The sequence below is a fragment of the Salinisphaera orenii subsp. halophila YIM 95161 genome, from assembly GCF_003732545.1.
GTDB lineage: Bacteria > Pseudomonadota > Gammaproteobacteria > Nevskiales > Salinisphaeraceae > Salinisphaera > Salinisphaera orenii_A.
In genome coordinates, this window is the sequence record NZ_AYKF01000071.1 from 1 (window position 1) to 25,367 (window position 25,367).

The 25,367-nt window shown below is 70.8% G+C and carries 23 protein-coding genes; 10 read left to right on the plus strand and 13 right to left on the minus strand.

The features are described from left to right. The coding region (locus SAHL_RS06710) for a UvrD-helicase domain-containing protein (protein ID WP_148045509.1) at positions 1-876 on the minus strand (876 nt) is incomplete at its 3' end. Positions 877-1,027: 151 nt separating this feature from the next. Between SAHL_RS06710 and SAHL_RS06715 the strand changes: the two genes are divergently transcribed. Beyond that, positions 1,028-1,807, plus strand: a complete 780-nt coding sequence (locus SAHL_RS06715; protein ID WP_123590639.1) for a M48 family metallopeptidase — start codon at positions 1,028-1,030, stop codon at positions 1,805-1,807. Positions 1,808-1,990: 183 nt separating this feature from the next. Further along, entirely contained in the window at positions 1,991-2,263 is a 273-nt protein-coding gene (locus tag SAHL_RS06720; protein ID WP_123590640.1) for an RNA recognition motif domain-containing protein, read from the plus strand. Positions 2,264-2,605: 342 nt separating this feature from the next. Here the strand turns inward: SAHL_RS06720 and SAHL_RS06725 are convergent, their stop codons facing one another. Together SAHL_RS06725 and SAHL_RS06730 are read right to left on the minus strand one after the other, a co-directional pair. Then, a complete protein-coding gene (locus SAHL_RS06725) occupies positions 2,606-3,811 on the minus strand; it encodes an amidohydrolase family protein (RefSeq protein WP_123590641.1) in 1,206 nt (401 codons plus the stop codon). A gap of 6 nt (positions 3,812-3,817) precedes the next feature. Further along, positions 3,818-4,825, minus strand: a complete 1,008-nt coding sequence (locus tag SAHL_RS06730; RefSeq protein WP_123590642.1) for an ABC transporter ATP-binding protein — start codon at positions 4,823-4,825, stop codon at positions 3,818-3,820. An 83-nt stretch (positions 4,826-4,908) separates the two neighbouring features. On the opposite strand from SAHL_RS06730, the gene SAHL_RS06735 reads away from it, so the two are divergent. Continuing rightward, positions 4,909-5,715, plus strand: coding sequence for an endonuclease/exonuclease/phosphatase family protein (locus SAHL_RS06735; protein ID WP_245968425.1), 807 nt, complete (start codon positions 4,909-4,911; stop codon positions 5,713-5,715). A gap of 291 nt (positions 5,716-6,006) precedes the next feature. Here SAHL_RS06735 and SAHL_RS06740 read toward each other — a convergent pair whose 3' ends face one another. The 6 genes from SAHL_RS06740 to mnmG all read right to left on the minus strand — a co-directional run bounded on the left by SAHL_RS06740 (position 6,007) and on the right by mnmG (position 13,726). Next, positions 6,007-7,458 carry a phospholipase D-like domain-containing protein gene (locus tag SAHL_RS06740; protein WP_123590644.1) on the minus strand — a complete coding sequence of 484 codons (1,452 nt, stop codon included), beginning with the start codon at positions 7,456-7,458 and terminating at the stop codon, positions 6,007-6,009. Further along, the gene (locus SAHL_RS06745) at positions 7,455-8,267 is read right to left on the minus strand and encodes an ABC transporter ATP-binding protein (RefSeq protein WP_123590645.1); all 813 of its coding nucleotides are present in this window, start codon (positions 8,265-8,267) and stop codon (positions 7,455-7,457) included. The genes SAHL_RS06740 and SAHL_RS06745 overlap by 4 nt, the downstream gene beginning before the upstream one ends. 20 nt (positions 8,268-8,287) lie before the next feature. Next, positions 8,288-9,172 (minus strand): ABC transporter permease subunit, encoded by an 885-nt coding sequence (locus SAHL_RS06750; protein WP_123590646.1) that lies wholly within the window; start codon positions 9,170-9,172, stop codon positions 8,288-8,290. Then, the gene (gene oppB / locus SAHL_RS06755; RefSeq protein WP_123590647.1) at positions 9,169-10,086 is read right to left on the minus strand and encodes an oligopeptide ABC transporter permease OppB; all 918 of its coding nucleotides are present in this window, start codon (positions 10,084-10,086) and stop codon (positions 9,169-9,171) included. Before oppB ends, SAHL_RS06750 begins: the two co-directional genes overlap by 4 nt. Positions 10,087-10,105: 19 nt before the next feature. Then, positions 10,106-11,746 carry a peptide ABC transporter substrate-binding protein gene (locus SAHL_RS06760; RefSeq protein WP_184947454.1) on the minus strand — a complete coding sequence of 547 codons (1,641 nt, stop codon included), beginning with the start codon at positions 11,744-11,746 and terminating at the stop codon, positions 10,106-10,108. A gap of 66 nt (positions 11,747-11,812) precedes the next feature. Beyond that, on the minus strand, positions 11,813-13,726 hold the full coding sequence (mnmG, locus tag SAHL_RS06765; protein ID WP_123590649.1) for a tRNA uridine-5-carboxymethylaminomethyl(34) synthesis enzyme MnmG: 1,914 nt from the start codon (positions 13,724-13,726) through the stop codon (positions 11,813-11,815). A gap of 266 nt (positions 13,727-13,992) precedes the next feature. On the opposite strand from mnmG, the gene SAHL_RS06770 reads away from it, so the two are divergent. Beyond that, positions 13,993-15,708 carry a sugar phosphorylase gene (locus tag SAHL_RS06770; RefSeq protein WP_123590650.1) on the plus strand — a complete coding sequence of 572 codons (1,716 nt, stop codon included), beginning with the start codon at positions 13,993-13,995 and terminating at the stop codon, positions 15,706-15,708. A 46-nt stretch (positions 15,709-15,754) separates the two neighbouring features. Here the strand turns inward: SAHL_RS06770 and SAHL_RS06775 are convergent, their stop codons facing one another. The 3 genes from SAHL_RS06775 to SAHL_RS06785 all read right to left on the minus strand — a co-directional run bounded on the left by SAHL_RS06775 (position 15,755) and on the right by SAHL_RS06785 (position 18,587). Beyond that, positions 15,755-16,198, minus strand: coding sequence for an Ivy family c-type lysozyme inhibitor (locus SAHL_RS06775; protein ID WP_184947457.1), 444 nt, complete (start codon positions 16,196-16,198; stop codon positions 15,755-15,757). Positions 16,199-16,522: 324 nt separating this feature from the next. Beyond that, positions 16,523-17,755, minus strand: a complete 1,233-nt coding sequence (locus SAHL_RS06780) for a glycosyltransferase family protein (protein WP_123590652.1) — start codon at positions 17,753-17,755, stop codon at positions 16,523-16,525. A gap of 1 nt (position 17,756) precedes the next feature. Continuing rightward, positions 17,757-18,587, minus strand: a complete 831-nt coding sequence (locus SAHL_RS06785; RefSeq protein ID WP_123590653.1) for an HAD-IIB family hydrolase — start codon at positions 18,585-18,587, stop codon at positions 17,757-17,759. A 121-nt stretch (positions 18,588-18,708) separates the two neighbouring features. Here SAHL_RS06785 and SAHL_RS06790 point away from each other — a divergent pair, with 121 nt between their 5' ends. The 6 genes from SAHL_RS06790 (at position 18,709) to SAHL_RS06815 (ending at position 24,550) form a co-directional block, all read left to right on the plus strand. Next, complete coding sequence (locus SAHL_RS06790; protein ID WP_123590654.1) at positions 18,709-19,389, plus strand: response regulator transcription factor; 681 nt, start codon at positions 18,709-18,711, stop codon at positions 19,387-19,389. Continuing rightward, positions 19,379-20,662, plus strand: a complete 1,284-nt coding sequence (locus tag SAHL_RS06795) for a sensor histidine kinase (protein ID WP_123590655.1) — start codon at positions 19,379-19,381, stop codon at positions 20,660-20,662. The genes SAHL_RS06790 and SAHL_RS06795 overlap by 11 nt, the downstream gene beginning before the upstream one ends. Positions 20,663-20,742: 80 nt before the next feature. Then, positions 20,743-21,843 (plus strand): glycosyltransferase family 9 protein, encoded by a 1,101-nt coding sequence (locus SAHL_RS06800; protein WP_123590656.1) that lies wholly within the window; start codon positions 20,743-20,745, stop codon positions 21,841-21,843. A gap of 70 nt (positions 21,844-21,913) precedes the next feature. Continuing rightward, entirely contained in the window at positions 21,914-22,879 is a 966-nt protein-coding gene (locus tag SAHL_RS06805) for a chorismate transformation FkbO/Hyg5 family protein (protein ID WP_123590657.1), read from the plus strand. 71 nt (positions 22,880-22,950) lie between these two features. Next, positions 22,951-24,060, plus strand: coding sequence for a glycosyltransferase family protein (locus SAHL_RS06810; RefSeq protein ID WP_123590658.1), 1,110 nt, complete (start codon positions 22,951-22,953; stop codon positions 24,058-24,060). Between the two features lie 163 nt (positions 24,061-24,223). After that, positions 24,224-24,550, plus strand: a complete 327-nt coding sequence (locus tag SAHL_RS06815) for a hypothetical protein (RefSeq protein ID WP_148045510.1) — start codon at positions 24,224-24,226, stop codon at positions 24,548-24,550. A gap of 271 nt (positions 24,551-24,821) precedes the next feature. Here the strand turns inward: SAHL_RS06815 and SAHL_RS06820 are convergent, their stop codons facing one another. Then, a complete protein-coding gene (locus tag SAHL_RS06820) occupies positions 24,822-25,364 on the minus strand; it encodes a gamma-glutamylcyclotransferase family protein (RefSeq protein ID WP_148045511.1) in 543 nt (180 codons plus the stop codon). Between the last annotated feature and the right edge of the window lie 3 nt (positions 25,365-25,367).

The window sequence follows — 25,367 nt, forward strand, 5'->3', positions numbered from 1 at the left end:
CGACAGAATGCTGCCCGTGGAACGATAGTTCTGCTCCAGGCGGACCGTGTGCGTGTCCTTGAAATCGGTCTCGAAGCGCAGGATGTTGTCCACCCGCGCCCCGCGCCAGGAATAGATCGACTGGTCGTCGTCGCCGACGATGAACACGCGCCCGGCGTCCCCGGCCAGCAGCCGGATCCAGGCGTACTGCAGGGCGTTGGTGTCCTGGAACTCGTCGACGAGCACGTGCGAGAAGCGCCGGCGGTAGTGCGCCAGCAGTTCGGCGTCGTCGCGGCAGGTCTCGTAGGCACGCAGCAGCAGCTCGGGAAAATCGACCAGCCCGGCGGCCTCGCGCGCGTTCTCGTAGGCCTGGTAGAGCCGGATCATCTGGGCGCGGGCGTAGTCGCCGGTGTCGGCCAGATCGCGCGGGCGCTCGGCGGCTTCCTTGCAGCTGTTGATGAACCCGGCCATCTGACGGACCGGCCAGCGCTGCTCGTCCATCTCCAGGCTCTTGAGCGTGCGCCGGACCAGACGCTGCTGGTCGTCCGCATCGATGATCTGGAAGGCCTGCGGCAGCTTCGCCTCGCGATAATGCAGCCGCAGCAGACGATGGGCGATGCCGTGGAAGGTGCCCACCCACATCGCCCGCGCCGGCACCCGGATCATCGGTTCCAGGCGCGCCCGCATTTCGCCGGCGGCCTTGTTGGTGAAGGTCACCGCCAGGATCGACTGCGGTGAGACGCCTTCCACCGCGATCAGCCAGGCGATACGATGAATGAGCACGCGCGTCTTGCCGGAACCGGCGCCGGCCAGCACACGCATGTGGCCCGGCGGGGCGCCGACCGCCTCGCGCTGGGCTTCGTTGAGGGGGTCCAGAATCGTCGATACGTCGTCCATGGCCGCGATTGTAAACAAAGGCCGGCGGCGGGTTCGTGTTCATTCACCCGCAAGCCGGGCGCGTTACCATCGATGGATGGTTCCGCGCGAGCCGCCAGACGACCGAACGCCGGCATCGCCGGCCTTTCAAACGCGTTCGAGAGACAACATCATGCGCCGCATCATCATCGTGTCCGTCCTGCTGTCCCTGCTCGTGGCCTGCGCGACCTCACCCACCGGAAGGCGCCAGCTCAAGCTGTTCTCCGGCGACGAGATCGCCAAGATGGGCATCCAGAGCTACCAGCAGATGAAGCAGGAGGAACAGATCGAGACCAGCACGGCCGAGAACCGCTACGTGAAGTGCGTGGCCGACGCCATCATCTCGGCCAGCGACCCGCAGGGTGAATGGGAGGTCACGGTCTTCGAGGACGACCAGGTCAACGCCTTCGCCCTGCCCGGCGGCAAGATCGGCGTCTACTCCGGCCTGCTGGATGTCGCCGAGACCGACGACCAGCTCGCCGCCGTGATCGGACACGAGGTCGCGCACGTGATGGCCGATCACGGCAACGAACGCGTCTCCCAGCAGTTCGCCACGCAGGGTGGCCTGCAGGTGGTCTCGGCGTTTCTCGGCGGCTCCGGCGGTGCCGGCAGCCAGGCGATCATGTCGGCGCTCGGCCTCGGCGCCCAGGTCGGCATCCTGCTGCCGTTCTCGCGCACCCAGGAGAGCGAAGCCGACACCGTGGGCCTGGAGCTCATGGCGCGCGCCGGTTTCGACCCGCGCCAGTCGGTGGACCTGTGGCGGAACATGGCCGAGGCCAGCGGCGGTGGCGGCCAGGCCGAATTCTTGTCCACCCACCCCTCCAACGACAGCCGGATCAACAACCTGTCGAGCCATATGGACGAGGCCATGCAACTCTACCAACAGGCGCCGAATCACCCCGAATGCGGCTAGCCCGTTTCGGGGCCGATAATTTCAAACTAAATTCATCGGCACGCTCTTGTCGGCCGCACAAACTTATGTAGACTGCGAAAGCGTACGGCTCGGCCGTTCTCCGTTGGTCTTAGTTTGGTGTCATTGACGAGTCCGGACGGTTCTGAAACAGCAATGACACGGCATCGCTAGGATCAAGTTGAGATGAATATTTACGTAGGCAACCTGGCCTGGGCCACCGACGACGACGAACTCCGCAGCGCGTTCGAAGCCTTCGGTGAGGTCTCCTCCGCCAAGGTGATCATGGATCGCGAAACCGGCCGCTCGCGCGGTTTCGGCTTCGTGGAAATGCCCGATGACAACGCCGCCAAGCAGGCGATCGAGGGCATGAACGACAAGGACCTCGGTGGCCGCACCCTGCGCGTGAACGAAGCGCGCCCGCGTGACGACCGCCCGCGGGGCCCGCGTCGCTTCTAGAGCGCCGCACGACCCGTGCGGAGAAGCCGCCCTCCGGGGCGGCTTTTTTGTGTCCGGCCGCCCCACCCGGTCGGCCGATCCCGGCCCGGAAGCGCCGATCGCTTCAAGGCCGCGGTGTCCCGCCTTCGGCCGCGCCATCCCGGTGCAACCGCCGCCACCGAGACGCCGCGGCGCCCGCGGCACGCCGCCCGGGCAATCCGGCCGAGCCGCCGCACCGTGCTCGTGGCCCGACCCGCGCGTGGCGGCTGTTCCTCGCCGGCACCACGCCAGTCCGACGCGGCGGCCGTCCGCGTTGCCGGCCGCGGCGTCGCCGCGCATCCGCCTATCCCGAGCGGTCGGCCCTCACGAGGCCGGCTCACCGAAGAACACGCCGTCCGGCAGCCGCAGTTCGGTGGCGGGCAGGCGCACCTGGCGCAGGGTGACGAACACGAACAGCAGCGGATTGACGTCGTATAGCTCGCGCAGCGGCGCGACGAGCGCGGGATCGAGAAAACCGCCGTCCACCAGCGCCGACAGCCGGATGGACGCGGCGATCGCCGACTGCGGATAATCACTGGCGTAGCGAAGTCGCCCGAAGAACTGGGGGTGTTGCAGCAGTGGGCGCAGGACCTCGTCGAGCCGATCGGCGGCCAGCACGCCGGCCAGGTCGACGGCGAGCGCGTCCCGCCAGGCGGGCTCGCGCAGCAGTGCGAACAGGCCGGGCATGAGGCGCTGGCCGTCCTCGCCGTGGGCGCCGCCGAGCGTGGCCACGACCCGCACCCCGGCTTCCAGCGGCGCGCGCAGCGCCGACGGGTCGACCCAGCCGCTGGCCCCGTTGTCGGCCGCCCGCGCGCCCACCGGCAGGTGCAGGGTCATGCCGTGCTCGGCCATCGCCGCATAGGCCTCGGCCACGCGCGGATCGTCCAGATCGATGCCCTGGGCGACCGGCCACCAGCCGAGATGCGTGATCCCCGCTTCGGCCCAGCCGGCGATCGCGTTGACCGCGTCCGCGCGATAGGGGTGTACCGACACCGCGGCGCCCAGCTGCGCCGGCGCCCGCGCGGCCAGATCCCGGGCCCGGGTGTTGGCGATCACGTTGAGGCTGCGTTCGGGCTCGGCGCGGCCGTCGGCGGCGAACACCGCGTCGCGGGCGAAGACCCGGGCGCGATAATCGCCCGGCATGGCCGTAATCTGGCGCATCAGACGGGCCGCATACTCGGCCTGCGGCGCGTCGGCGTCGCCGTCCACACCCGCCGCATGGGCCCGGACCCGGTCGGCCAGCCAGGCCAGCGGATGCCGGCCGCCGCCCAGCGCATCCGCCTCGCGCGCGGCGAAGCCGATCCCGGCGGCCAACCGCCCATCGCGCACCGGACGGCCGTCGACGTCGGCGAAGGCGGCGTCCACCAGCGACCGCGCCCGATCCGACAACACCCAGGCCGCGTCCTCCGGGGCGTGGCGCCAGGCCCCGGCGTAGCGATCGAGCGCGCCGTGCCAGAGCGTGACCGCCAGCGCCGCCAGCCCGGCGAGCACGACGGCCAGCACCAGCAGCCGCAGACCGAATGCGCGCATGGCCGTTCAGGCCGCGACGATCTCGCCGGCGGCGATCGCCTCGGCGTGATGACAGGCCACCCGGCGGCCCGGGCCGTGCTCGCGCAGCGGCGGCACCTGGCTGGCGCAGTCGGCCTGCGTCCAGGGACAGCGGGTGCGGAACACGCAGCCCGAGGGCGGATCGGCGGGCGAGGGCAATTCCCCGTGCAGCCGGATGCGCCGCCGGCTGCGCTCGCTCGCCGGATCCGGCCGCGGCACCGCCGAGGCCAGCGCCCGCGTGTAGGGGTGCGCCGGCGCGTCGAACAGCGTGGCCGCCGGCCCCCGCTCGACCAGCCGGCCGAGATACATCACCGCCACCGCATCGCTGATCTGGCGCACCACCGCCAGGTCGTGGGCGATGAACAGCAGCGCGATGCCGAAGCGATCGCGCAGCCGCGCGAGCAGCTCCAGGATCCGCGCCTGGATGGACACGTCCAGCGCCGAGACCGGCTCGTCGCAGATCAGCACCCGCGGCTCCACCACCAGCGCCCGGGCGATGCCGATGCGCTGGCACTGGCCGCCGGAGAATTCGTGCGGATAGCGGTTGATGTGATGCGCCGACAGGCCGACCTCCTCGAGCATGGTCCGCACCCGGCGGCCGCGCTCTGCGCGGGACCACTCGCGCCGAAGATGGCGCAGCGGTTCGGCCACGATCTGGCCCACGGTCATGCGCGGGTCGAGGCTGGCCAGCGGATCCTGGAAGATCATCTGCACGTCGCGGCGCAGCCGGCGCGCGGCGGCCGCGCGCTCGCCGCCGAGCGCGCGGCCGTCGAGTTCGATGCGCCCGGCGCTGACCGGGGCCAGCCCGGTCAGCGCACGCGCCAGCGTGGATTTGCCGCAGCCGGACTCGCCCACCAGGCCTAGGGTGCGGCCGCTGTCGAGATCGAGATCGACGCCGTCGACCGCGCGCAGCGCTCCGGCGGTCTGCCAGGGCCAGGCGGGCGCGAGCGGGAAATGCACCTTGAGATCGCGGACGCGCAGCAGCGGATCGTTCATGCCTGGCCCATACCCCGGGGCGTGAAACCGAACCCGATGGTACGCTGCGGTCGTAGATTCGCCCAACGATGCCGCCCCGCGCGATGCCGCCCGCTGACGCTCCGAGCCGTCTGTCCGTTCTCAGTTTCAACATGCAGGTCGGCGTGGGCACCCGGCGCTATCGCGAATACGTGACCCGCGGCTGGCGGCATGTGCTGCCCAGCCAGCAGGTGCGCGACAATCTCGAGCGCATCGGCGAGCTGCTCGTCGGCCACGACATCATCGGCCTGCAGGAGATCGACGCCGGCAGCCGCCGCAGCGGCTATCGCAATCAGATCGAGCAGCTCGCCGAGCAGGCCGGCTTCGGCTACTGGCGGGTGCAGGTCAATCGCGACCTCGGCCGCGTCGCCCAGCACGGTCTCGGGCTGATCAGCCGCTTCCAGCCCTTCGAGGTCAGCGAACACAAGCTGCCGGGGCGGCTGCCCGGACGCGGCGCCCTGCTCGCGCGCTTCGGCGAGCCGGGCAACGCGCTGACGGTGGTCATCACCCATCTGGCCCTGGGCGCCGGCAGCCGGGCGCAGCAGCTGGCGGCGATCTGCGAGCTCGTGGACGGCCACGACCCGGTCCTGGTCATGGGCGACACCAACTGCAGCGCCGCCGCCCTGATCGCCGATCCGGTCCTGGCGCGCAGCGGCCTGCGCGTCCACGAGGCGAACCTGCCGACGTTCCCGAGCTGGCGGCCGCGCCGGGGCATCGACCATATCCTGACGTCGCCCGGCCTCGAGGTCGTGGACGCCCGCGTGATCGACGCCGTGCTCTCGGACCACCGGCCGGTGCACATGCGCATCGCCCTGCCGCCGCGGCTGGCCGCGGCGTTCCCGGGCGCGGCGCAGCCGTCGCCGGCCGACTAAGGCCTGTCAGCGCTCCATACGAGCGCCGCGTTTGAGACCGCGCGCGGGTCGCCGATCGTGGCGGTGGCGCGCGACGATCCAGACTGTCAGCGCCGCAGCGCACGCATGGTTGTTTCACGGGCGGCCCACCCCGAAGACAAGCGTCCCATGAGACGACCGGGATACGGCAATCCAGCGTTGTCGCACGCTGGCGCCGAGTGACTCCGCGGCGCGCACGGCGCCTCGTCCTGCCGCCCTGAGTCGATTTCCAGCAAGCGCTTGGCGCCGGCTCACATGAAGTGTTGACAGCCCCTAGAGATAGGGCGAGAACAGCCAGAAGAAGGAGTCGCGCAGCCGCGCCGGCCAGCGACGGCGTCTGAGATCGGCCAGGGTGTAGCGACGGCTGTCCGCGCGCGTGTCGCGCAGGTGTTCGGCCAGGCGCGCCACCGCGGCCGTATCGAAGATCTCGACCGCCAGCTCGAAGTTCAGGCGCAGGCTGCGCGGATCGAGATTGGGCGAGCCGACCAGCGCATAGTCGTCGTCGACCACGAACAGCTTGGTGTGCGCGAACGGCGGCGGCCGATGATAGATGCGCACGCCGCGGGCCAGCAGTTCGCCGAGCCCGTGGCGCGCGGCCCAAGCCACGAACGGCAGGTTGTTGCGCTCGGGCAGCACGATCGACACGTCCAGCCCGCGCAGGGCCGCGGCCTGCAGGGCGCCGATCAGCGCCGGGCCGGGCAGGAAGTACGGCGTCATGATCAGCACCCGCTCGCGGGCGCTGGTCACCGCGGTGGCCAGCAGCGTGGCCAGACGCTCGGTGTCGCGCGTCGGCCCGTTCTCGACCGTGCGGCAGGCGGCGCTCCCGTTGGCGGCGATGCGGCGCCGGCTCACCCCGCTCTGGCGCCCGGTGGCGAACGCCCAGTCGGAGAGGAACACGGCCTCGATCTGGCGCACGACCGGGCCGGCCAGCCGGAACTGCAGGTCGGCGGTGCCGCCGGTCTCGGTGACCATGTGCCGGTCGCCGATGTTCATGCCGCCGGTGAACGCCACGCCGGCGTCCGTGACCAGAATCTTGCGGTGGTTGCGCAGGTTGAGCTGCAGCGACGGCGGGATCAGGCGCGGCGGCAGGAAGCGCGCGGCCTGCACGCCTTCGCGGCGCAGCAGGGCCACCGCGCGACGGCCGGGCCAGGCGTAGTATTCGCCGACGCCGTCGATGAGCACCCGCACATCCACGCCGCGGGCCGCGGCCCGTCCCAGCGCCGTGATGAAACGCCGGCCCACGGTATTGGTCTCGAGGATGTAGGTGGTCATGTAGACGAAGCGCGTCGCCCGTTCGATGGCCTCGAGCATGGGCGGATAGGCGGCCTCGCCGTTGTGCAGCACGGCGACGTCGTTGCCGGGCACGATCGGCCAGGCCGAGAGCCGGTCGCCGGCCGCGGCCAGGCCGTAGCGACGCGGGTCCAGAAAGGCGCTGTAGTCGCGCAGCGGCGCGTTGGCGCCCGGCTGGTGCGCGCCGAGACCGTGCCGCGAGGCGCGATCCAGCCGCCGCGCCCGGATGCGCACGCGGTTGATGCCGAACATGTAGTAGAGCAGCGGCCCGACCGGCGGAAACAGCAGCGAGACGCCGATCCAGCCGAAGGCGCCGCTGGGCGTCTCGCGGGTGAGCAGGGCGTGGATCGCCGCCGCCAGGGCGCTGCCGACCACGATGATGACCGTGGCCCAGAACTGCAGGGCGTCGACGAACTCGGCCGAGATCCCGGTCACGACCCGCCCCCGCCGGGCGGGTCGAGCCGTGGCACCGCCGCCAGCAGGGCCCGCGTGTAGTCGTGCTCCGGCGCGGCGAAAAGACGCTCGATGCCGCCGCGCTCGACGACCTCGCCCTCGCGCATGACCAGCATCCGCTCGCACTGGCCGGCGACCACGCCCAGATCGTGGGTGATCAGCACCAGCGCGGCGCCGGTGCGGGCGCGCGCCTCGGCCAGGAGGTCCAGGATCTCGGCCTGGACGGTCACGTCCAGCGCGGTGGTGGGTTCGTCGGCGACCAGGATCTCCGGCTCGCAGGCCAGCGCCATCGCGATCATCACGCGCTGGCGCATGCCGCCGGAGAACTGGTGCGGGAAATAGCGCGCGCGCCGGGCCGCATCGGGGATCCGCACCGCTTCCAGCATCTCGATGGCGCGTGCCCGGGCCGCCCGCCCGCGCAGGCCGCGGTGGCGCACCAGCACCTCGGCGATCTGGGTGACGATCCGCAGATGCGGATTGAGCGCGGTCATCGGATCCTGGAAGATCATGGCGATGCGCGCGCCGCGCACCCGCTCCAGCACCCGGCGCCGCGCGCCGATCAGCTCGATGCCGCCGTCACCGCCGGCCAGACGCGCGCTGCCGCTGACCCGGGCGTTGGCGGCCAGCAGGCCGAGCAGCGCGAGCACGCTCTGGCTCTTGCCCGACCCCGACTCGCCGACGATGCCCAGCGACTCGCCGGCGGCGAGCTCGAAATCCAGCCCGCGCACGGCCTCGACCACGCCGTCGGGCGTATCGAAGCGCACCTGCAGATCGCGGACGTCGAGCAGCATGGCGCCAGTCTAACCGCGGCTCAGCGGTCTTTCGGATCGAGCGCGTCGCGCAGCCCGTCGCCGATGAAGTTGAAGCAGAACAGCGTCGCCGCCAGAAGCACCGCCGGCACCACCAGCAGCCACGGCGCCCGGCCCATCTCGTCGGCGCCGTCCTTGATCAGCGCGCCCCAGGAGGTGGCCGGCTCGGCCACGCCCAGGCCCAGAAAGCTCAAAAACGACTCGAACAGGATCACCTGCGGAATCGTGAGCGTGATGTAGACCGCCACCACGCCGAGCAGGTTGGGCACGATGTGGCGGGCGATGATCGCGGGCGCCGGCGCCCCGGCCATGCGCGCGGCCTCGATGAAGGGCTGGCCCTTGAGCGCCAGCGTCTGGCCGCGGACGATGCGCGCCATGTCCAGCCAGTTGATCGCACCGATCGCGACGAAGATGAGCAGGATGTTGCGGCCGAAGAACACCATCAGCAGGATCACGAAGAACAGGAACGGCATGGCGTAGAGGATGTCGACGATGCGCATCATCACCCCGTCCACCCGGCCGCCGAGATAGCCGGCGGTGGCGCCGTAGACCACGCCGATGACCAGACTCACGAGGGTGGCGACCAAGCCGATCAGCAGGGACATGCGCCCGCCCTCGAGCGCGCGCACGAACAGATCGCGGCCCAGGCCGTCGGTGCCGAACCAGTGGGCGTCGGCCAGGCCGGGCTCGACCCAGATTGCGCCGTAGTCCTGGGTGAAATGATCGTGCGGCGAGAACCACGGCCCGGCCACGCAGGCGGCCACGATCACGCCCAGTACCGCCAGCGAGGCGATCGCGGCGCGATTGGCCCGCAGCCGCACCAGCGCATCGCGCCAGAGACTGCGCCCGCGCACGGCCCGCTCGAGCGTCTCGGCGCGGGCGTTCATCGGTAGGCGACCCGCGGGTCGAGCCAGCCGTAGAGCAGATCGACCAGCAGATTGAAGCCGACGATGAGGATGCCGTAGAACAGCACCACGCCCATCACCAGCGTGTAGTCGCGGTTGAGCGCCCCGGAGACGAAGAACTGCCCCAGCCCCGGAATGCCGAAGATCGTCTCGATGACCACGGAACCGGTGATGATGCCGGCCGCGGCCGGGCCGAGAAACGACACGATCGGCGTCAGGGCGGCCGGCAGCGCGTGCACCCAGACCACCCGCGCCGCCGACAGCCCCTTCGCGCGGGCGGTGCGCACGTGGTTCGAGCGCATGACCTCGATCATCGACGCCCGCGCGAGCCGGGCCACATAGGCCATCATCGCCGTGCCCAGTGCGATCACCGGCATGACGTAGTGCTGCGGCCCGCCGAGCCCGCCGGCCGGCAGCCAGTCGTTGTAGACCGCGAACACGAGGATCATCAGCGGCGCGAGCACGAAGTTGGGAATGGAGATGCCGAGCATGGCCGCGGTCATCGCGGTGTAGTCGATCGCGCCGTTCTGGCGCAGAGCCGCGGCCATGCCCAGGGGCACGCCGAGAATCAGTGCAAAGGCCAGCGACGCCGCCCCGAGCGTGGCCGAGACCGGGAACCCGGAGGCGATCAGATCGTTCACGCTGACGTCGCGATACTGGAACGAGGGGCCGAAGTCGAAGCGGGCGACGTCCCAGAGATAGCGCCCGTACTGCACGTACAGCGGCTCGTCGAGATGGTACTTCGCCTCCAGATTCGCACGCACCTGCGGCGGCAGTTCGCGATCGCCGTCAAACGGCCCGCCGGGCGCGGCGCGCATCATCACGAACGCCAGCGTGAGCAGGATGAACAATGTGGGCACGGCGCCGGCGAGCCGGCGCAGCGTATAGCCGAGCATCAGCGCAGTCCCTGCCGCATCACGGTTCGATCGCCAGATCCTTGCTGTAGTAGATATCCAGCGGATTGCCCTCGAAGCCGGTCACATAGGGCTTGACCAGATACTTGCTGGTATAGAAATAGATCGGGATCACCGGGCTGTCGGCGAGCAGCCGCGCCTCGGCGGCATGCATGACCTCGTCGCGCTCGGCGCCGTCGGGCATGTGCGCCTGTTTCTCCTGCAGCCGGTCGTAGGCATCGCTGGCGTAGCCGGTGCCGTTCAGGCCGAAACCGGAATTCATCAGTTCGAAGAAGGTGTTGGGGTCATCGTAGTCGCCGATCCAGGCCAGACGGTAGGCCTCGGTGTCGCGGCCGCTGCGCACCGCGTCCAGAAACACCTTCCATTCCTCGTTGCGCAGTTCGACTTCCGCGCCGAGCACGCGCCGCCACATCGCCTGAATCACCGAGGCGATCTTCTTGTTGGCTTCGTTGCTGTTGTAGCGGATCTCCAGCTGCAGCGGCTCGTCCTCGGAATAGCCGGCCTCGCGATAGAGTTCCCGGGCCCGCGCCTCGCGTTCGTCCGCCGGCAGATCGGCCCATTCGAAGCGCGCGCCTTCGTAGCCGTCGACCGCCGGCGGGATCCAGCCGTAGGCCGGAATCTCGCCGCCACGGGTGATCTTGTCGACGATGACCTCGCGATCGATGGCCATCGACAGGGCCTGGCGCAGCTCGGGCGCGTCCTTGAAGGGCGCCCGCCGCACGTTAAGCCCGTAGTAGTACACGCCCAGGGTGGGCTCGATCTGCAACTGGTCGGGTATGTGTTCCCGGGCGGCGTCCAGCCGCGACGGCGGGATCATCGACGCCCAGTCGAGCTCGCCGGCCTGATAGCGCGACAGCTCGGAATTGGCGTCCACGATGGGGTAGTACTCGACGCGATCGATCGCGGTGTCGGCGTCGTCCCAGTAGGCGTCGTTGCGCACCAGGGTGATCCGCGAGTTCACCCGCCACGCGTCCATGGTGTAGGCGCCGTTGGTCACCGCGTTGCCCGGCTGGGTGAAGGCATCGCCGTGTGCCTCCAGCGCCGGAGCGTAGACCGGAAAGCTGCTCGGATGGGCCAGGGTGCCGAGGAAGTACGGCGTCGGCTCGGCGAGCGTGATCTCCAGCCGATGGTCGTCGACGGCACGCACGCCGAGGCTGTCCGGCGGCCGGTCGCCGTCGATGATCGCCGCGGCGTGCTCGATCGGCGTGTGCAGCTGGGCGTAGGGCGAGGCCGTGGCCGGATCCACCGCCCGGCGCAGCCCGTAGACATAGTCCTGCGCGGTGACCGGCTCGCCGTTGGACCAGCGGGCGTCGGCGCGCAGCTCGAAGGTGTAGGTCAGCTTGTCGTCGCTGATCGTCCAGTCGGCGGCGTTGCCCGGCTCCACCTCGCCCGTCGGCGAGATCGAGACCAGCCCTTCGTAGAGATCGCGCAGGATGTTGGCCGCCGGCACGCCGCGCGCCTGATGCGGGTCCAGCGTCCCCGGCTCGGCGCCGTTGCCGCGCCGGAAGACCGTCGTACCGTCGTCGCGGACCTCGGGACTGATCTCCACCGGGAAACTCGACCGTTCGTCCTCGCCGCCGCCGCAGGCAGCCAGGAGCAGGGACGTCACCACCAGCCAGCAGGAAAGCGGAACAGCGCGCATCGGGCGATCCAAACGGGGTTGCAGACCAGCGGCCAGACTACACGACATGCCGCGCGCGCTCCGTCGCTAGGCGCTCTTGGCCAGGGCCGCGCCGGTCTTTTTCAGATGCACCAGCAGCAGCGACACGGCCGCCGGGGTCATGCCCGGAATACGCGCCGCCTGGCCGAGCGTGGCCGGGCGCACGGCCTCGAGCTTGCCCTGCAGCTCGTTCGACAGCCCGGACACGGCCGCGTAGTCGAGATCGGCGGGCAACGCCGTCGCCTCGTGCGCGCGGGTCTTGTCGATCTCCGCGTTCTGGCGATCGATATAACCCGCGTACTTGGCCTGGACCTCGACCTGTTCGCACACGGCCTCGGCCGCTTCGGCGTCGAGATGATCGAGCACCGGCGCGCCCACCGACGCGATCGCGGCCACGTGGGCATGATCCACACCGGGGCGCTTGAGCAGATCGGCGGCGGCCGTGGCCTGCTTGAGCGCGCCGCCCAGCCACGCTGCGCCGCCGTCGGCGCCCAGATCCGCCGGCTTGACGGTGATCGCGGCCAGGCGCGCCTGCTCGGCCGCCACGGCGTCGCGCCCGGCCTCGAAGGCCGCCCAGCGGGCATCGTCGACCAGCCCCAGTTCGCGCCCGATCGGCGTGAGCCGCGCGTCGGCGTTGTCCTCGCGCAGCAGCAGGCGATGCTCGGCCCGGGATGTGAACATGCGATAGGGCTCGAGCGTGCCGCAGGTGACCAGATCGTCGACGAGCACGCCGAGATAGGCCTCGTGACGCGCCGGCGACCAGCCATTCTCGCCGGCCACGGCGCGCGCGGCGTTGATGCCGGCCAGCAGGCCCTGCGCCGCGGCCTCTTCGTAGCCGGTGGTGCCGTTGATCTGGCCGGCGAAGTACAGCCCGGCCAGCGCTTTGGTCTCCAGCGTGGGCCGCAGCGCGCGCGGATCGAAATAGTCGTATTCGATCGCATAGCCGGGGCGGGTGATATGCGCGTTCTCGAAGCCGGCGATCGAGCGCACCACGGCGAGCTGGGTCTCGAACGACAGGCTGGTGGAGATGCCGTTCGGGTAGACCTCGGCCGCGTCCAGGCCTTCGGGCTCGATGAAGATCTGGTGCGAATCCTTGTCGGCGAAGCGCACCACCTTGTCCTCGATCGACGGGCAGTAGCGCGGGCCGACCGAGTCGATCCGGCCCGAGTACATCGCCGACTCGCCGATGTTGTCGCGGATGATCTCGTGGGTGCGCGCGTTGGTGTAGGTGATGTGGCAGCTCACCTGGCGCGGATGCTCGGCGCGCCGGCCCATGAACGAAAACACCGGCGCAGGGTCGTCACCCGGCTGCTCGGCGAGCTGCGCATAGTCGATGGTCTTGGCGTCGATACGCGGCGGCGTGCCGGTCTTGAGCCGGCCCACCGGCAGATCGAGCGCGCGCAGGCGCTCGGCGAGCGCGTTCGAGGGCGCATCCCCGGCGCGACCGCCGCCGAAGCGCTTGTGGCCGACATGGATGGTGCCGCCCAGAAACGTACCGACGGTCAAAACCACGGTCCGCGCATGAAAGGTCAGGCCCATGGCGGTCTCGACGCCGGCGATGCGGCCGTTGTCGACCACCAGATCGGCCACCGACTGCTGGAACAGATGCAGGTTCGGCTGGTTCTCGACCATCGATCGCACCGCCGCCTTGTAGAGCGCGCGGTCGGCCTGGGCGCGGGTGGCGCGCACGGCCGGGCCCTTGCGCGCGTTGAGCCGGCGAAACTGGATGCCGCCGCGATCGGCCGCACGCCCCATCACGCCGCCGAGCGCGTCGATCTCGCGCACGAGATGGCCCTTGCCGATACCGCCGATGGCCGGGTTGCAGGACATCTGGCCGATGGTCTCGATGTTGTCGGTCAGCAGCAGCGTGCGCGCGCCGGCCCGGGCGGCCGCGGTCGCGGCCTCGGTGCCGGCGTGGCCGCCGCCGACGACGATGACGTCGAAATGGGTCTGACTGCTCATGCGGGCGTTGTCGTCCTGCCGTGCCGCGGTCCGCGACCGGCGCGATGGCTGGAGTCGACCGCACAGTATAACGCCCCGCCCGCGGCGGCCCTAACGGCCCCGGCCGGGCGCGCCTGTCAGCCGGCGTGCGCGCGAACGGTGCATCCGCGATGCACCGTCAAGGGCCCGGAGCGGCGACGTACGACCGCAGACCGGCGCCCGCGGTCGTGACGCCGCGCGACGGCCGTCATAATGGCTGCTGGCACAACTCTTGGATCACATGGCGCATGCTCGATGCGAATGAAACCGCGGCGCCGAGCCGCGACGACCTCCAGGACTGGCTGAGCCCGCTCTACGGCGAGCGCGCAGCGGCCGAATGCGTCGATGCCGCGGCCGCCGCCGCGGTGCGTCACGGCCTGCCGATCGCCAGCGAGACGTCGATCGACGCCGCCTTCAACGTACTCATCACCTATGCCGACATCGTGCAGCGTCCGGGGGAATCGCCGCTGGCCACGCTGCGCGCGTTCATGGCCGCGCATCTGGCCGACGCGATCTCGGCGATCCACATCCTGCCGTTCTTTCCCGAGAGTTCGGACGACGGCTTCTCGGTCATGGACTATCGCGCCGTCCATCCCGAACTCGGCGACTGGGACGACGTCAGCGCCCTGGCCGCGGATCATCCGCTGATGTTCGATCTGGTGCTCAACCACGCCTCCCGCAAGGGCCAGTGGTTCGCCAACTATCTGGGCGACACCGATCCCGGCCGCGACTATTTCATCGAGGTGGATCCGAAGACCGACCTGCGCGCGGTGGTGCGCCCGCGCAGCACGCCGCTGCTGGCCGAAGTCGCCACCGCCCGCGGCACGCGGCATCTCTGGGCGACCTTCTCGGAGGATCAGATCGACCTGGATTTCTCCAACCCGAGGGTGCTCGACGAATTCATCGACATCATCTTCGAGTACGTGGCCCGGGGCGCCCGGCTGCTGCGCCTGGATGCGGTGGCCTTTCTCTGGAAGGAACTCGGCACGCCCTGCATCCACCTGCCGCAGACGCATCGCCTGGTCAAGTTCCTGCGCGCCCTGCTCGACCACTACGCGCCGGGCGTGCAGCTGATCACCGAGACCAACGTCCCGCATGCGGAGAACATCTCCTATCTCGTCGACGGCGACGAGGCGCATGTGGCCTATCAGTTCGCGCTGCCGCCGCTGGCCTCGCACGCCCTGCTCACCGGCGAAGCGAGCGCGCTCACGGCGTGGGCGAAGACGCTGCCAGCGCTGCCCGAGGGCTGTCATTTCCTGAACTTCACCGCCAGCCACGACGGCGTGGGCCTGCGCGCGGTGGAAGGCATCCTCGACGCCGAGGCCATCACCACGCTCGTCGACGCGACCCGCGAACGCGGCGGCTTCGTCTCCACGCGCGCGGTCGCCGACGGCTCGCACCAGCCCTACGAGCTCAACATCGCCTACTACGACCTGCTCGCGGCGCCGGAGGAACACGACAGCAACGCGCATATGGACCGCTTCATCTGCAGCCAGGCGATCTCGATGGCGCTGGCCGGCATCCCGGCGCTGTATTTCCACAGCCTGACCGCCACCCACAACGACCGCGCCGGCGTGGAGCACAGCGGACGCTACCGTTCGATCAACCGGCGCCGCTGGGACATGGGCGAGCTGGAGTACAAGCTCGGCGCCGACGGCGCGCACGCCCGGGTATTCGCGCGGCTCAAGCGGCTGCTGGCCATCCGCGCGCGCCAGCCGGCCTTTCATCCCGAAGCCGCGCAGCAGGTCGTCGACCTGGGCCCGTCGCTGTTCGCGCTCCAGCGCCGGCGCGGCGACCAGACCCTGCTGGCGGTGCACAACGTCACCGACCGTCCGGTCCAGCTACCGGTCCACGTCCTGCCGGAGGCGCGGGTGCGCCGCAACGTCACCGCCGCCACCGAGATCAGCGGCTCCAGCCGCGCGATCCGACTCGACCCCTACGAGGTGGCCTGGATCAGCGACTGACGACCCGCGCTCGGAGGCCTTATTCGCCCGTCGCGGCCGGCATCCGCTAGCGGAAGAGATAGGCCGCGATGAAGCGCCGCTGCTCGCGGTCGGGCTCGCCGAGCCAGGTCAGCGTCGAGCGTTTCGGGCCGAAGCCGGCGTCACCCCGATTGACGGCCAGCGCGCCGACGGCCGCGTCGCCGCCCGGCCGCAGGAGGGTGACGAGACTTTCGGCAGAGCAATCGTGCGGCTTGCAGCCCGACAGGACCACGTATTCGCTGCCGTCGAGCGTGATTCGGCTGATCGGCGTCTCGGTACCGCCGTCCTCGACCCAGCCGTGCTCGTCCGCGACCGGCTCGATCATCGCCTGATACTGCGCGGCGACCGCCGGCCGCTGCTGTCTGAGTTCGCTCGGATAGAGTGACTCGTCACCCTCGGCCGCCGTGGCGCCGGCGGCCGTCGACACAAGCGCCAGCAGCGCGGCGGCGCGGATCAATCGAGTGCGGTTCATGGCATCGTCTTCTTCGGCGGGAATGGAGTCGGCTCTGTCGTCACGTCGTGCGAGCCCGCGCCGAGCGCCGTTCTGCGGCAAGACGAGGCGGCGCGCGAACCACGCGGCCATGCTGCGCCCGCGTGCGACGGGGCGCGATTGTCGCATCCTGTTGATGCAAGGGAACGCTTGACCCGACGGGCCGGGCCGCCCGCGAACAACGCATCGTCGGCGGCCTGCGGCGTGGCGCGTCTCGATCGTGGCGCGCCGAGATCGGCGGGCCGCGCCCTCCAGGAGCCGATATGCGGCGGCCGGCGCGGCGTGCGTACGACGTGTCGGCAGACCCTAGCGCGCGGCCCGGACCGCATCGGCGTGGTCGGCCTCGACCGCTTCGTGAAAGTCGCTCAGAAACTCCGGCAGCGCGGCGCGCACGCGGTTCCACGTCGGCATGAACGGCACTTCCATCGGATTGGCCAGATACTGTTCGCCGGCCCGGATGATCGCCTCGACGAAGACCTCCACGGTCTTCTCCTCCTTGTGGCGGTCGTAGTCCAGGCCGTTGATCTGGGCATCGAAATAGAACCGCTCGACGCTGTCCAGCGCGTTGCGCAGATAGACGGCCTTGATCGTGCGGATGGTCTCGGGCGTGAGGACCACACCGTAGGTGGCCAGCTTGCGATACAGCGCCTTGGCGATGTCGGTGCTCATCTTGGCCAGGCCGTTGTCGGCCTCGTGGTCCGAGACCGGCTGGTGCTTGTGGTCGTAGGCGTCGGCGATGTCGACCTGGCAGATGGCGTTGGGCGTGTAGTTGCGGTGCACTTCCGCCAGGATCCCCACCTCCAGCCCCCAGTCGCTGGGAATGCGGATGGATTCGGCCACCGAGGCGGTCATCGCGCACTCGCCCGACAGCGGGTAGCGGAAACTGTCCATGTAGCGCAGATAATCCAGGTCGCCGACCACCGTCATCAGCGCCCGCAGCAGCGGCGTGGTGAACAGCCGCACGACGCGGCCGTTGATCTCGCCGCCGGCGACCCGCGCGTAATAGCCCTTGGCGAACTTGTAGGTGAAGTTCGGATGCACCATCGGATAGAACAGGCGCGCGAGCAGATCGCGGTCGTAGGTGCGGATGTCGCAGTCGTGCATGGCCAGCACGCGCCCGGTGCCCGAGGCCAGGAAATAGCCCATGCAGTTCCAGACGTTGGCGCCCTTGCCCGGGCGCTCCGGCGCCAGCGACTCGGCGTCGAGCCGGTCGTAGAGCGCGCTCAGGCGCGGGCCGTCGTTCCAGAGTACGCGGTGCGGCTGGCCGAGGCGCTGGAAGAAGGCGTGGGCGTGGGCGAACTGGTCGGCGTCGGCGGCGTCCAGGCCGATGATGATCTCGGCCAGATAGTCGACGCGGGACAGCTGATCGACGATCGCCGGCAGCGCGTCGCCCTCCAGCTCGGAATACAGACACGGCAGCACCAGCGACATGGGCCGACGCCGGCCGAAGCGCCGCAGTTCGGCCTCGAGCGCGTCGATGGGGCGCTCGCCGAGCCGGTGCAGCGTGGTGATGATGCCGTTCTGGTGAAAATCGGCCATGTCAGCGCTCCTGAAGTTCGTTGTTGTCGATCAGCGCACGGATCGCCGCGGCCCAGCCGGCCGGGCCGATGCCCGGCGCGTGCCGGATGGCCCCGCCGGCCGGGGCGTGATAGCTGCCGTCCGGCCGCGCGACCCAGTAGCCGATGTCGGCCGCGGCGAGCATGTCGGCATCATTGGCACTGTCGCCCAGTGCGATAGCAAGAATCGGGCCCTGCCGGGCGGCAAAGCGCGCCCGCAGCCAGGCCAGCGCGTCGCCCTTGCCGGCCCGGCCGAGCACATGCACGAAGCGGCCGCCGGTGCGGGTGGTGAAACCCGCGGCGGCCACGCGGGTGGTGAAATCGGCCAGCGCGGCCTCGCTGTCCCGCCAGAGCAGCGGCTCCGAGGCCTCCCGCTGGCGCGCGGCGGCGGCCGCGGCTTCGTCCAGCCCGGTCGCGGCGACGACCTCGCCGACGTCCATGTCCCCGAACCCGGTGAAGCGATAGCCACGCTCGGCGCGCAGCGCGACCGCCAGCGCCCGCAGTTCAGCGTAGGGCGCACCGAGGGTGATGCAGTCGCAGGGGGTGTCGGCGTCCACGGGCGCGCCCTCGAAGTAGCCGCGGGGCACCGCCACCGCACCGCCGTTCTCGACCGCGAAGGGATGCGCGTTGTCCAGGTCCCGGCGCAGGGCCGCGACCTCGGCCCGGGTCTTGCTGGTGACCAGACACACGGGCACCGCGCGTGCCGCCAGCGCCGCCAGCGCGGGCGCGGCCGGCGCCCAGCCGTAGTGGTGGTGATCGAGCAGCGTGGCGTCGAGGTCGGTGAACACCACCCCGCGCGGGGTCGCCTGCGTCATCGGTGCGGCGCGCGGCCGTGTGGGGTCATGGCCGCAGTGTAGACCAGCGGTGCCCGTGCCGGGCACGTGCCGCGCGCGAATTGATTAAGATGGCGCCAGCACCCGCTCGCCGCCCGCCGCCATGCGCATACTCGTCATCGAGGACAACGAGGATCTCGCCGCGAACATCATGGAGTTCCTGTCGGCGCGCGGGCACGTCATGGACAGCGCCACCGACGGCGTCACCGGGCTGCATCTGGCGGTGGTCCACGAGTTCGACGCCATCGTGCTCGATCTGATGCTGCCGGGCATCGACGGCTTCGCGCTGTGCGCGCGCCTGCGCGAGGAGGCCGACAAGCAGACGCCGATCCTCATGCTCACCGCCCGCGACACGCTCGAGGACAAGCTCGCCGGTTTCTCCTCCGGCGCCGACGACTACCTGATCAAGCCCTTCTCCCTGCTGGAACTCGAGGCCCGCCTGACGGCGCTGGGCAACCGCGGCCCGCGGCGCAGCCAGCATCTGCTGCGGGTGGGCGACCTCACGCTGGATCTGGACACCTGGCAGGCCGAGCGCGCCGGCCAGCGCATCGGCCTGACGCCCACCGCACTGCGGCTGCTGGAGACCCTGATGCGCGCCTCGCCCAAGCTCGTGCGCCGCGCCGAACTGGAAGCCGCGATCTGGGGCGACCACCCGCCGGACTCCGAGGCGCTGCGCACACACATCCACGCCCTGCGCGCGGCCATCGACAAGCCCTTCGCCAGCGCGCTGCTCCACACGGTGCCGACCATGGGCTATCGACTCGTCGATCCGGATGCGGCCTGATTCCCGGCTGAGCCGTCTCGGGGGCAGCCTTCAGTTCCGCGTCACCGCTGCGCTCGCCCTGTTCGTCGCCGTGGTGTCGACACTCATGGCGGTGGCCCTTTTCGCGATCAACGAGCGGCTGGAGACCGACCTGCTCAACGGCATCGTCTCGCACGAACTCGACGAGCTCGAGGCCGAGTACCCGCACGAGGGCGAGGCCGCGCTGCCGAACTCGGCGACCATCCGCGCCTTCGTGGCCGAGCCGGATGCCCTCGACACCCTGCCCCGAGCGCTGCGCGGACTGCCGGCGCATCAGCGCGGGCTCAATCTGACGTTCTCCGACCGCACCTATCGCGTGGCCACCACGGTCGTCGACGGCAAGCGCGCGTTTCTGGCCTACGACATCACCGCGATCGAGGATCGCCAGCGGCTGTTCAAGATCGTGCTGATCGCCTTCGCGCTCATCGTGCTGGCGCTGGCGGTGCCGCTGGGCATCTGGATCGCCCGGATCAGCCTCAAGCCCATCAACGCACTGGCCGACCACCTCGGCGACCTCGAGCCGGGCACCGGCACCGAACCGCTGGCCCGGCGCTTCGACGGCTACGAGGTCGGCCTGATCGCCCACGCCTTCGACCGCTTCATGAACCGGCTGGACGGTTTCGTCGAGCGCGAGCGCAGCTTCACCGCGGACGCCAGCCACGAACTGCGCACACCGCTGGCCGTGATCCAGGGCGCGATCGAAGTCCTCCAGCAGGACGAGCGCGTGGCCGGCAGCCCGCCGCTGACGCGCATCGACCGCGCCACCCGGCAGATGGCCGAACTGATCGAGGCGCTGCTGTTTCTCGCGCGCGACGAGCCGCAGGAAGCCGACGGCGCGCACACCACCTGCCGCGCCGACCACGTCGTGCGCGAGGTCATCGACGCCTACCGGCCGATGCTGGGGCCCGCCGGCGTCTCGGTACCCGCCCTGGATCCCTGCACCGTCAGCGCGCCGCGCATCGCGCTGGTGATCGTGGTGGGCAATCTGCTGCGCAATGCGCTGCGCCACGGCGGCGGCACCATTCGCATCACCCTGGCCCACGGCCTGCTGACCGTGGCCGACGACGGCGAGGGCATGCAGACCGAACAGATCCGGCGCGCCTTCGAACGGGGCTATCGCGCGGGGCCGAGCGCGGGCCTCGGGCTGGGGCTGTATCTGGTCAAGCGCGTCGCCGACCGCTACGGCTGGCGCATCCGCCTGGCCAGCCGCCCCGAGGAAGGCACCCGGATCGAGCTGCGTCTGGCCGGCCCTTAACGCGTTCTTCACGCGTCACTCATGCGCGCCGCAGCCGTTGTGCGCCACGCTCGCCGCAGAGATTTCGACCTGCATTCCTTGTGGCCCAGGATTCGCATTCCGCCGTCAACGCCCACGGCTGGCGCGCGCTGGTCAAGCGCCTGCGCCGCGCCAATCGCGAGCGCCTCAACCGCTGGCTCACCCGATTCATGGGCACGGCCCGGCCGGTGCGCGCGCCGCTGGCCGCGGACACCCGACGCGTGCTGGTGGTGCGTCTGAACAAGCGTCTCGGCAACATCCTGTTCCTGACGCCGATGCTGCGCACACTGGCCGCCAGCCTGCCCACGGCCTCGATTGACGTCCTGATCCGCGATCCGCGCCAGAAACCGCTGCTCGAAAGCCTGCCCGGCATCGGCCGCGTGTGGGTGCAGCCGCGCGGCCTCGGCGCGCTGATCGGTCTGATCCGGCGCCTGCGCCGGGAACGCTACGACCTCGCCATCGACCCCACCGGCAACTCCTCGAGCAACCGCACCGCCGTGGCCCTGTCCGGGGCCCGCCAGCGCATGGGCTTCGCCTCGAACAGCCAGTGGCTGCGCCTGACCCACGCCGCCGGCCGGGCGAACAGCCGACATCAGGCCGAGCAGGCGGTCGCGCTGCTGACCGACAGCGTCGACGAGCTCGATTTCAAGACCTTCGACACGCTGGCGGTGTTTCCCGACAATCGCGCGCAGACGGCCGCCCGCGCCCACTGGGTCGAGGCACTCGGATCGGGTCCGACCCGCGGCCCGGTGATCGGGTTCTTCACCCGGGCGACCGGTCGCAAGGCGCTGCCCGCGGCCTGGTGGCGGGACTGGTGCGAGCAGATGCGTCGCCTCGCGCCCGCGGCCACCCTGCTCGAAATCCGCCCGCCCGGGGCGGAGCCGACCGCCGACACCGCCAGCGTGGCCGTGGCCGAGCTGGACGTGCTCGCCGCGCTGCTGTCCCGACTGTCGGTCTTCACGGCCGCCGACAGCGGCCCCATGCACCTGGCCGCGGCCGCCGGCGTACCGGTCGTCGGGCTGTTCCGGGCGACCCGTCCCGAAGCCTACGCGCCCCTCGGTCAGGGCTGCACCAGCGTCGCCGGCGAGACGTTCACCGGCGCCGAGGCCGCGCGTGCCGCCGCCCGGGTTCTGGCCGCGGAGCAGGCATCGGGCGTGGCCTGAGGCGGCCGGCGCTGGCCCGCTGCGCGCGTGCCGGCTAGACTGCTCGTCGCCATCCGCCCGTTTGACCCGCATGCCCGACGCTCCGACCGGCCTGCGCTGGCGCGCCGACGCCGACGCTGACGCTGACGACGCGACGCTCGCCCGCGTGGCCTTCGCGCCCGACGCCGACGTGTTCTGCTGCCCGCTGCCGGTGATCGCGGGCGATTTCGAGACCGAACGCTGGCAGTGCCCGGATGACGGCCCGGTCGAGACCGGCACGATGGCGGGCTGGTCGTATCGACGCGGCCCCGACATCGCCTTCGCCGCCTGCCACATCGACGACGATGCCGCCGATCCGGCGGCGATACAGCGGGCCGGCGAGACCGCCTACCGGGAGCTGATCGCACTCCAGCGCGCGCTCGATCTGCCCCGCGTGCAGCGCATCTGGCACTGGCTGTCCGAGCCCACCGCCGGCGCGGGCGACGACCAGCGCTACCAGCGCTTCTGCCGGGGACGCGCCGAGGCGCTCGACGCCCCCGGGGGCGCGATCGAGCCGCTGCCCCCGGCCACGCTGGTCGCCGGCCACCGCCACGGCCTGCGCATGCACGCGCTGCTGGGGCGCGACAGCGTCCGGCCGATCGAGAACCCGCGCCAGGTCAGCGCCTATCGCTATCCGCGGGACTACGGCATCCGGGCCCCGGCCTTCGCCCGCGCCGGCGTCGCGAATCTGGCCGGGGCCCGTTTTCTGCTGATCTCCGGCACCGCGAGCATCGTCGGCCACGCCACCCGGCACGCCGGCGACGTCGAAGCCCAGGCCGGCGAGGCACTGGACAATGTCACCGCGGTGATCGAGGCCGCGGAGCCGGCCATCGGGCGGCGCATGAAGCCCGGCGATCTGCAGTGCGTTAAGGCCTATCTGCGCGACCCGGCCGATGCCGAAACGGTGATCGCGGTGCTCGACGCCCGGCTGCCGGCGATCCCGCGCGTGCTGCTGCACGCGCCGCTGTGCCGGGACGACCTGCTGGTCGAGTTCGAGGCCCAGATGACGCTGGACTGACACACGCCGGTCACGGTCGCGTCATCATCGGCGCCTAGCCTCGTCGACAGACCCGAAGCGGAGGCCGTGCCATGCGAATCGCCTACACCGTCATGGGCTACGGCCGCGGCCACGCCATGCGCAGCGCTGCCGTGCTGCCCGCTCTGGAGCGCCAGCACACCGTGCGCGTGTTCGCCGGCCGCGATGCCCACGAAATGCTGCGCGGCGCCCACGACAGCGTCGAGATCCCGGTCATCGGCTATCAGTACGGCGTCAACGGGCGCATCTGCGCACGCCGCACGCTCTGGCGCAACGCGCCGCGGGTGGCGGACCTGCTCGCGGCGGGCCCGCGCACGCGCACGGTCTGGCAGCAGATGGCGGACTTCGAACCGGATCTGGTGATCTCGGATTCGGAAACCTACGGCCACCGCTTCGCGCGCCACCACGGTATCCCGCGCATCGGCTTCGATCATGTCGGAATCATGGCCTATTGCCACTGCGACTTCGCGCCGGGCGACGCCATCGCAGGGCGCCGCGACGGCCTCGGCTACCGTGCCTTCATGGGTGATCCGGACCGGGTGATCGTGTCCAGCTTCTACCCGGCGCCGCCGCGGCGCGCGAACGTGCAGGTGGTGGGTCCGATCCTGCGCGCACCAGTGCGCACGGCCCGGCCCGAGGCCGGCGATGCGCTGGTCGTCTACCTCAACAAGGGCGCGCACCAGTACACCGCCGCGCTCGACACCGCCCTGCGCGCCTGCGGCGAACCGGTGATCGTCTACGGCACGGCCCATCGCGGCCGCAGCGCCAATCTCCACTTCAAGGCGCCGTCGCAGCAGGGCTTCATCGACGATCTGGCCGCCGCTCGGGCGGTGGTCTCGACCGCGGGCAATCAGCTGCTCTCGGAGGCGATCCATCTCGGCAAACCGGTACTCGCCCTGCCCGAGGACGCCGTCGAGCAACGCCTCAACGCCCGCGCGCTGGTGACGATGGGCGTCGGCGAAAGCGCGTCGCTGCACCGGCTGCCGCTGAACCGGCTCGGCGGTTTTCTGGACAACGTGCCGGCCTACGCCCGTGCCACCGCGCGCCATCGCAGCGACGGGCTCGCGCCCGCGATCACGGCGCTACAGCGCCATATACGCGAGCTGACGGCCGCGCCGCGCCCCGCGCCGGGGCCGCTCGCGCGACTGACCGGCGCCTACTGAGCCGCGGCCACGCCGGTACCGCCGGTCGCCCGGCGTGCCAGGAGAATGTCCCACGTCTCCCGACACTTGCGGTGCCGCGCCCGAAAAGCGTCGAAAACAATGCGATGGGTGCGGTCCGGCGCGGTCCAAGCTTCGGAGTCTGTCCGACTACTGGAGACTTGTGATGCACGCACCTCACCATGCGCTCGACAATGCCCTCTGCGGGGCAATGCTGACGGGCCTGCTCGGCTTCGCCGGCGCCAGCCTCGCCCAGGAGGAAGCGATCGCGGATTACAACCGCTATCTGGATAACCGCGCCTCGAAGACCGTGACCTATCCGGAACCGGATGCCGCACAGGCCGCGGTGATCCGGGACCTCGAACTACGGATCGATTGCCTGGAGCTCACGCAGATGCCCTGCGCGGGCCGCGGGCTCGCACGGGAACGCGTGCCGAGCAACACCGATGCCGCTCCGGCTGCCGGCGCCGCGCCGGCAGCCGGCATGCAATAGCGCATCGATGCGGGCACACCGGGCCCGCTCGCCCTCAGGCGCCGCGCCGGCACGGGCGGCGCCATTCCTTTTCCTTACGGTCGCCGCCGTCGCCTGGCAGTCCGCTGCTGCCATGCGGCCCGGATCGTCCACCGGGACGCGTGCAAACGACGGCCGTAGCCGGCGGGGCATCGGGCTGGATCGACGTCAGCGATACGACGGGCGCCTTCCAGCGCCGCCGGGCAGGGCCGGTCACCCGATCGCGGTGCGGGCCATCCGTGCGCCGGGCTGCCTACCCGCCGGCCATCGGCCGTACGTTGGTCGCGCGTCGGTGCAGGATCTCGCGGTTGTGTGCGGCGCGGTCGGGGTCGGAATCCGCCCGATTCGGGACGGCGGCCAGCATCGCGACGTAATCCGCCGGCAGGCCGTGCTCGCGGGCGCCGTGAACGACGAAGTCGCAGTACCAGTCGAAGGGCACCAGCGTGTCATCGAGAAACTCCGGGCGGCCGCGATAGGTGGCGGCACGCACCGCGCCCGCCGGCGTGCCGATCTCGAGTTCGAGAAAGGCGTAGGGCGGGCCCTCGGCGGCATGCAGCCGCTCGAGCCGGTCGGCGTCCAGCTCGTAGAGCGCCCCGTGGACGATATCGGCGCCGTCGCCGGTGTGCAGCACGTTGCACTTGCCGGATTCGTCGCTGCCGCTCAGGTGAAAATGCAGCCGGTGGCCGGTAAGCCAGCCGCGCCCGGCCGGACGGACCGTGGGCACGCGCGCGGCCAGCCGCGCGGTCAGCATGTTGGAGCCGTAGGCGAAGTAGTACATCGCGATCTGAAGCGTCAAAAC

Excerpts from the sequence above, each read along its gene's own strand:
- SAHL_RS06785 (WP_123590653.1), bottom strand. The coding sequence starts at position 18,587 with ATGACGCAGGCGACCCCGCGCGGGGTGGTGTTCACCGACCTCGACGCC.
- SAHL_RS06805 (WP_123590657.1), top strand. The coding sequence starts at position 21,914 with ATGCCCGACGCTCCGACCGGCCTGCGCTGGCGCGCCGACGCCGACGCT.
- SAHL_RS06795 (WP_123590655.1), top strand. The coding sequence starts at position 19,379 with ATGCGGCCTGATTCCCGGCTGAGCCGTCTCGGGGGCAGCCTTCAGTTC.
- SAHL_RS06735 (WP_245968425.1), top strand. The coding sequence starts at position 4,909 with ATGCCGCCCGCTGACGCTCCGAGCCGTCTGTCCGTTCTCAGTTTCAAC.
- SAHL_RS06760 (WP_184947454.1), bottom strand. The coding sequence starts at position 11,746 with ATGCGCGCTGTTCCGCTTTCCTGCTGGCTGGTGGTGACGTCCCTGCTC.
- SAHL_RS06810 (WP_123590658.1), top strand. The coding sequence starts at position 22,951 with ATGCGAATCGCCTACACCGTCATGGGCTACGGCCGCGGCCACGCCATG.
- SAHL_RS06715 (WP_123590639.1), top strand. The coding sequence starts at position 1,028 with ATGCGCCGCATCATCATCGTGTCCGTCCTGCTGTCCCTGCTCGTGGCC.
- SAHL_RS06780 (WP_123590652.1), bottom strand. The coding sequence starts at position 17,755 with ATGGCCGATTTTCACCAGAACGGCATCATCACCACGCTGCACCGGCTC.
- SAHL_RS06815 (WP_148045510.1), top strand. The coding sequence starts at position 24,224 with ATGCACGCACCTCACCATGCGCTCGACAATGCCCTCTGCGGGGCAATG.
- SAHL_RS06730 (WP_123590642.1), bottom strand. The coding sequence starts at position 4,825 with ATGAACGATCCGCTGCTGCGCGTCCGCGATCTCAAGGTGCATTTCCCG.
- mnmG (WP_123590649.1), bottom strand. The coding sequence starts at position 13,726 with ATGAGCAGTCAGACCCATTTCGACGTCATCGTCGTCGGCGGCGGCCAC.
- oppB (WP_123590647.1), bottom strand. The coding sequence starts at position 10,086 with ATGCTCGGCTATACGCTGCGCCGGCTCGCCGGCGCCGTGCCCACATTG.
- SAHL_RS06750 (WP_123590646.1), bottom strand. The coding sequence starts at position 9,172 with ATGAACGCCCGCGCCGAGACGCTCGAGCGGGCCGTGCGCGGGCGCAGT.
- SAHL_RS06770 (WP_123590650.1), top strand. The coding sequence starts at position 13,993 with ATGCTCGATGCGAATGAAACCGCGGCGCCGAGCCGCGACGACCTCCAG.
- SAHL_RS06720 (WP_123590640.1), top strand. The coding sequence starts at position 1,991 with ATGAATATTTACGTAGGCAACCTGGCCTGGGCCACCGACGACGACGAA.
- SAHL_RS06745 (WP_123590645.1), bottom strand. The coding sequence starts at position 8,267 with ATGCTGCTCGACGTCCGCGATCTGCAGGTGCGCTTCGATACGCCCGAC.
- SAHL_RS06790 (WP_123590654.1), top strand. The coding sequence starts at position 18,709 with ATGCGCATACTCGTCATCGAGGACAACGAGGATCTCGCCGCGAACATC.
- SAHL_RS06725 (WP_123590641.1), bottom strand. The coding sequence starts at position 3,811 with ATGCGCGCATTCGGTCTGCGGCTGCTGGTGCTGGCCGTCGTGCTCGCC.
- SAHL_RS06775 (WP_184947457.1), bottom strand. The coding sequence starts at position 16,198 with ATGAACCGCACTCGATTGATCCGCGCCGCCGCGCTGCTGGCGCTTGTG.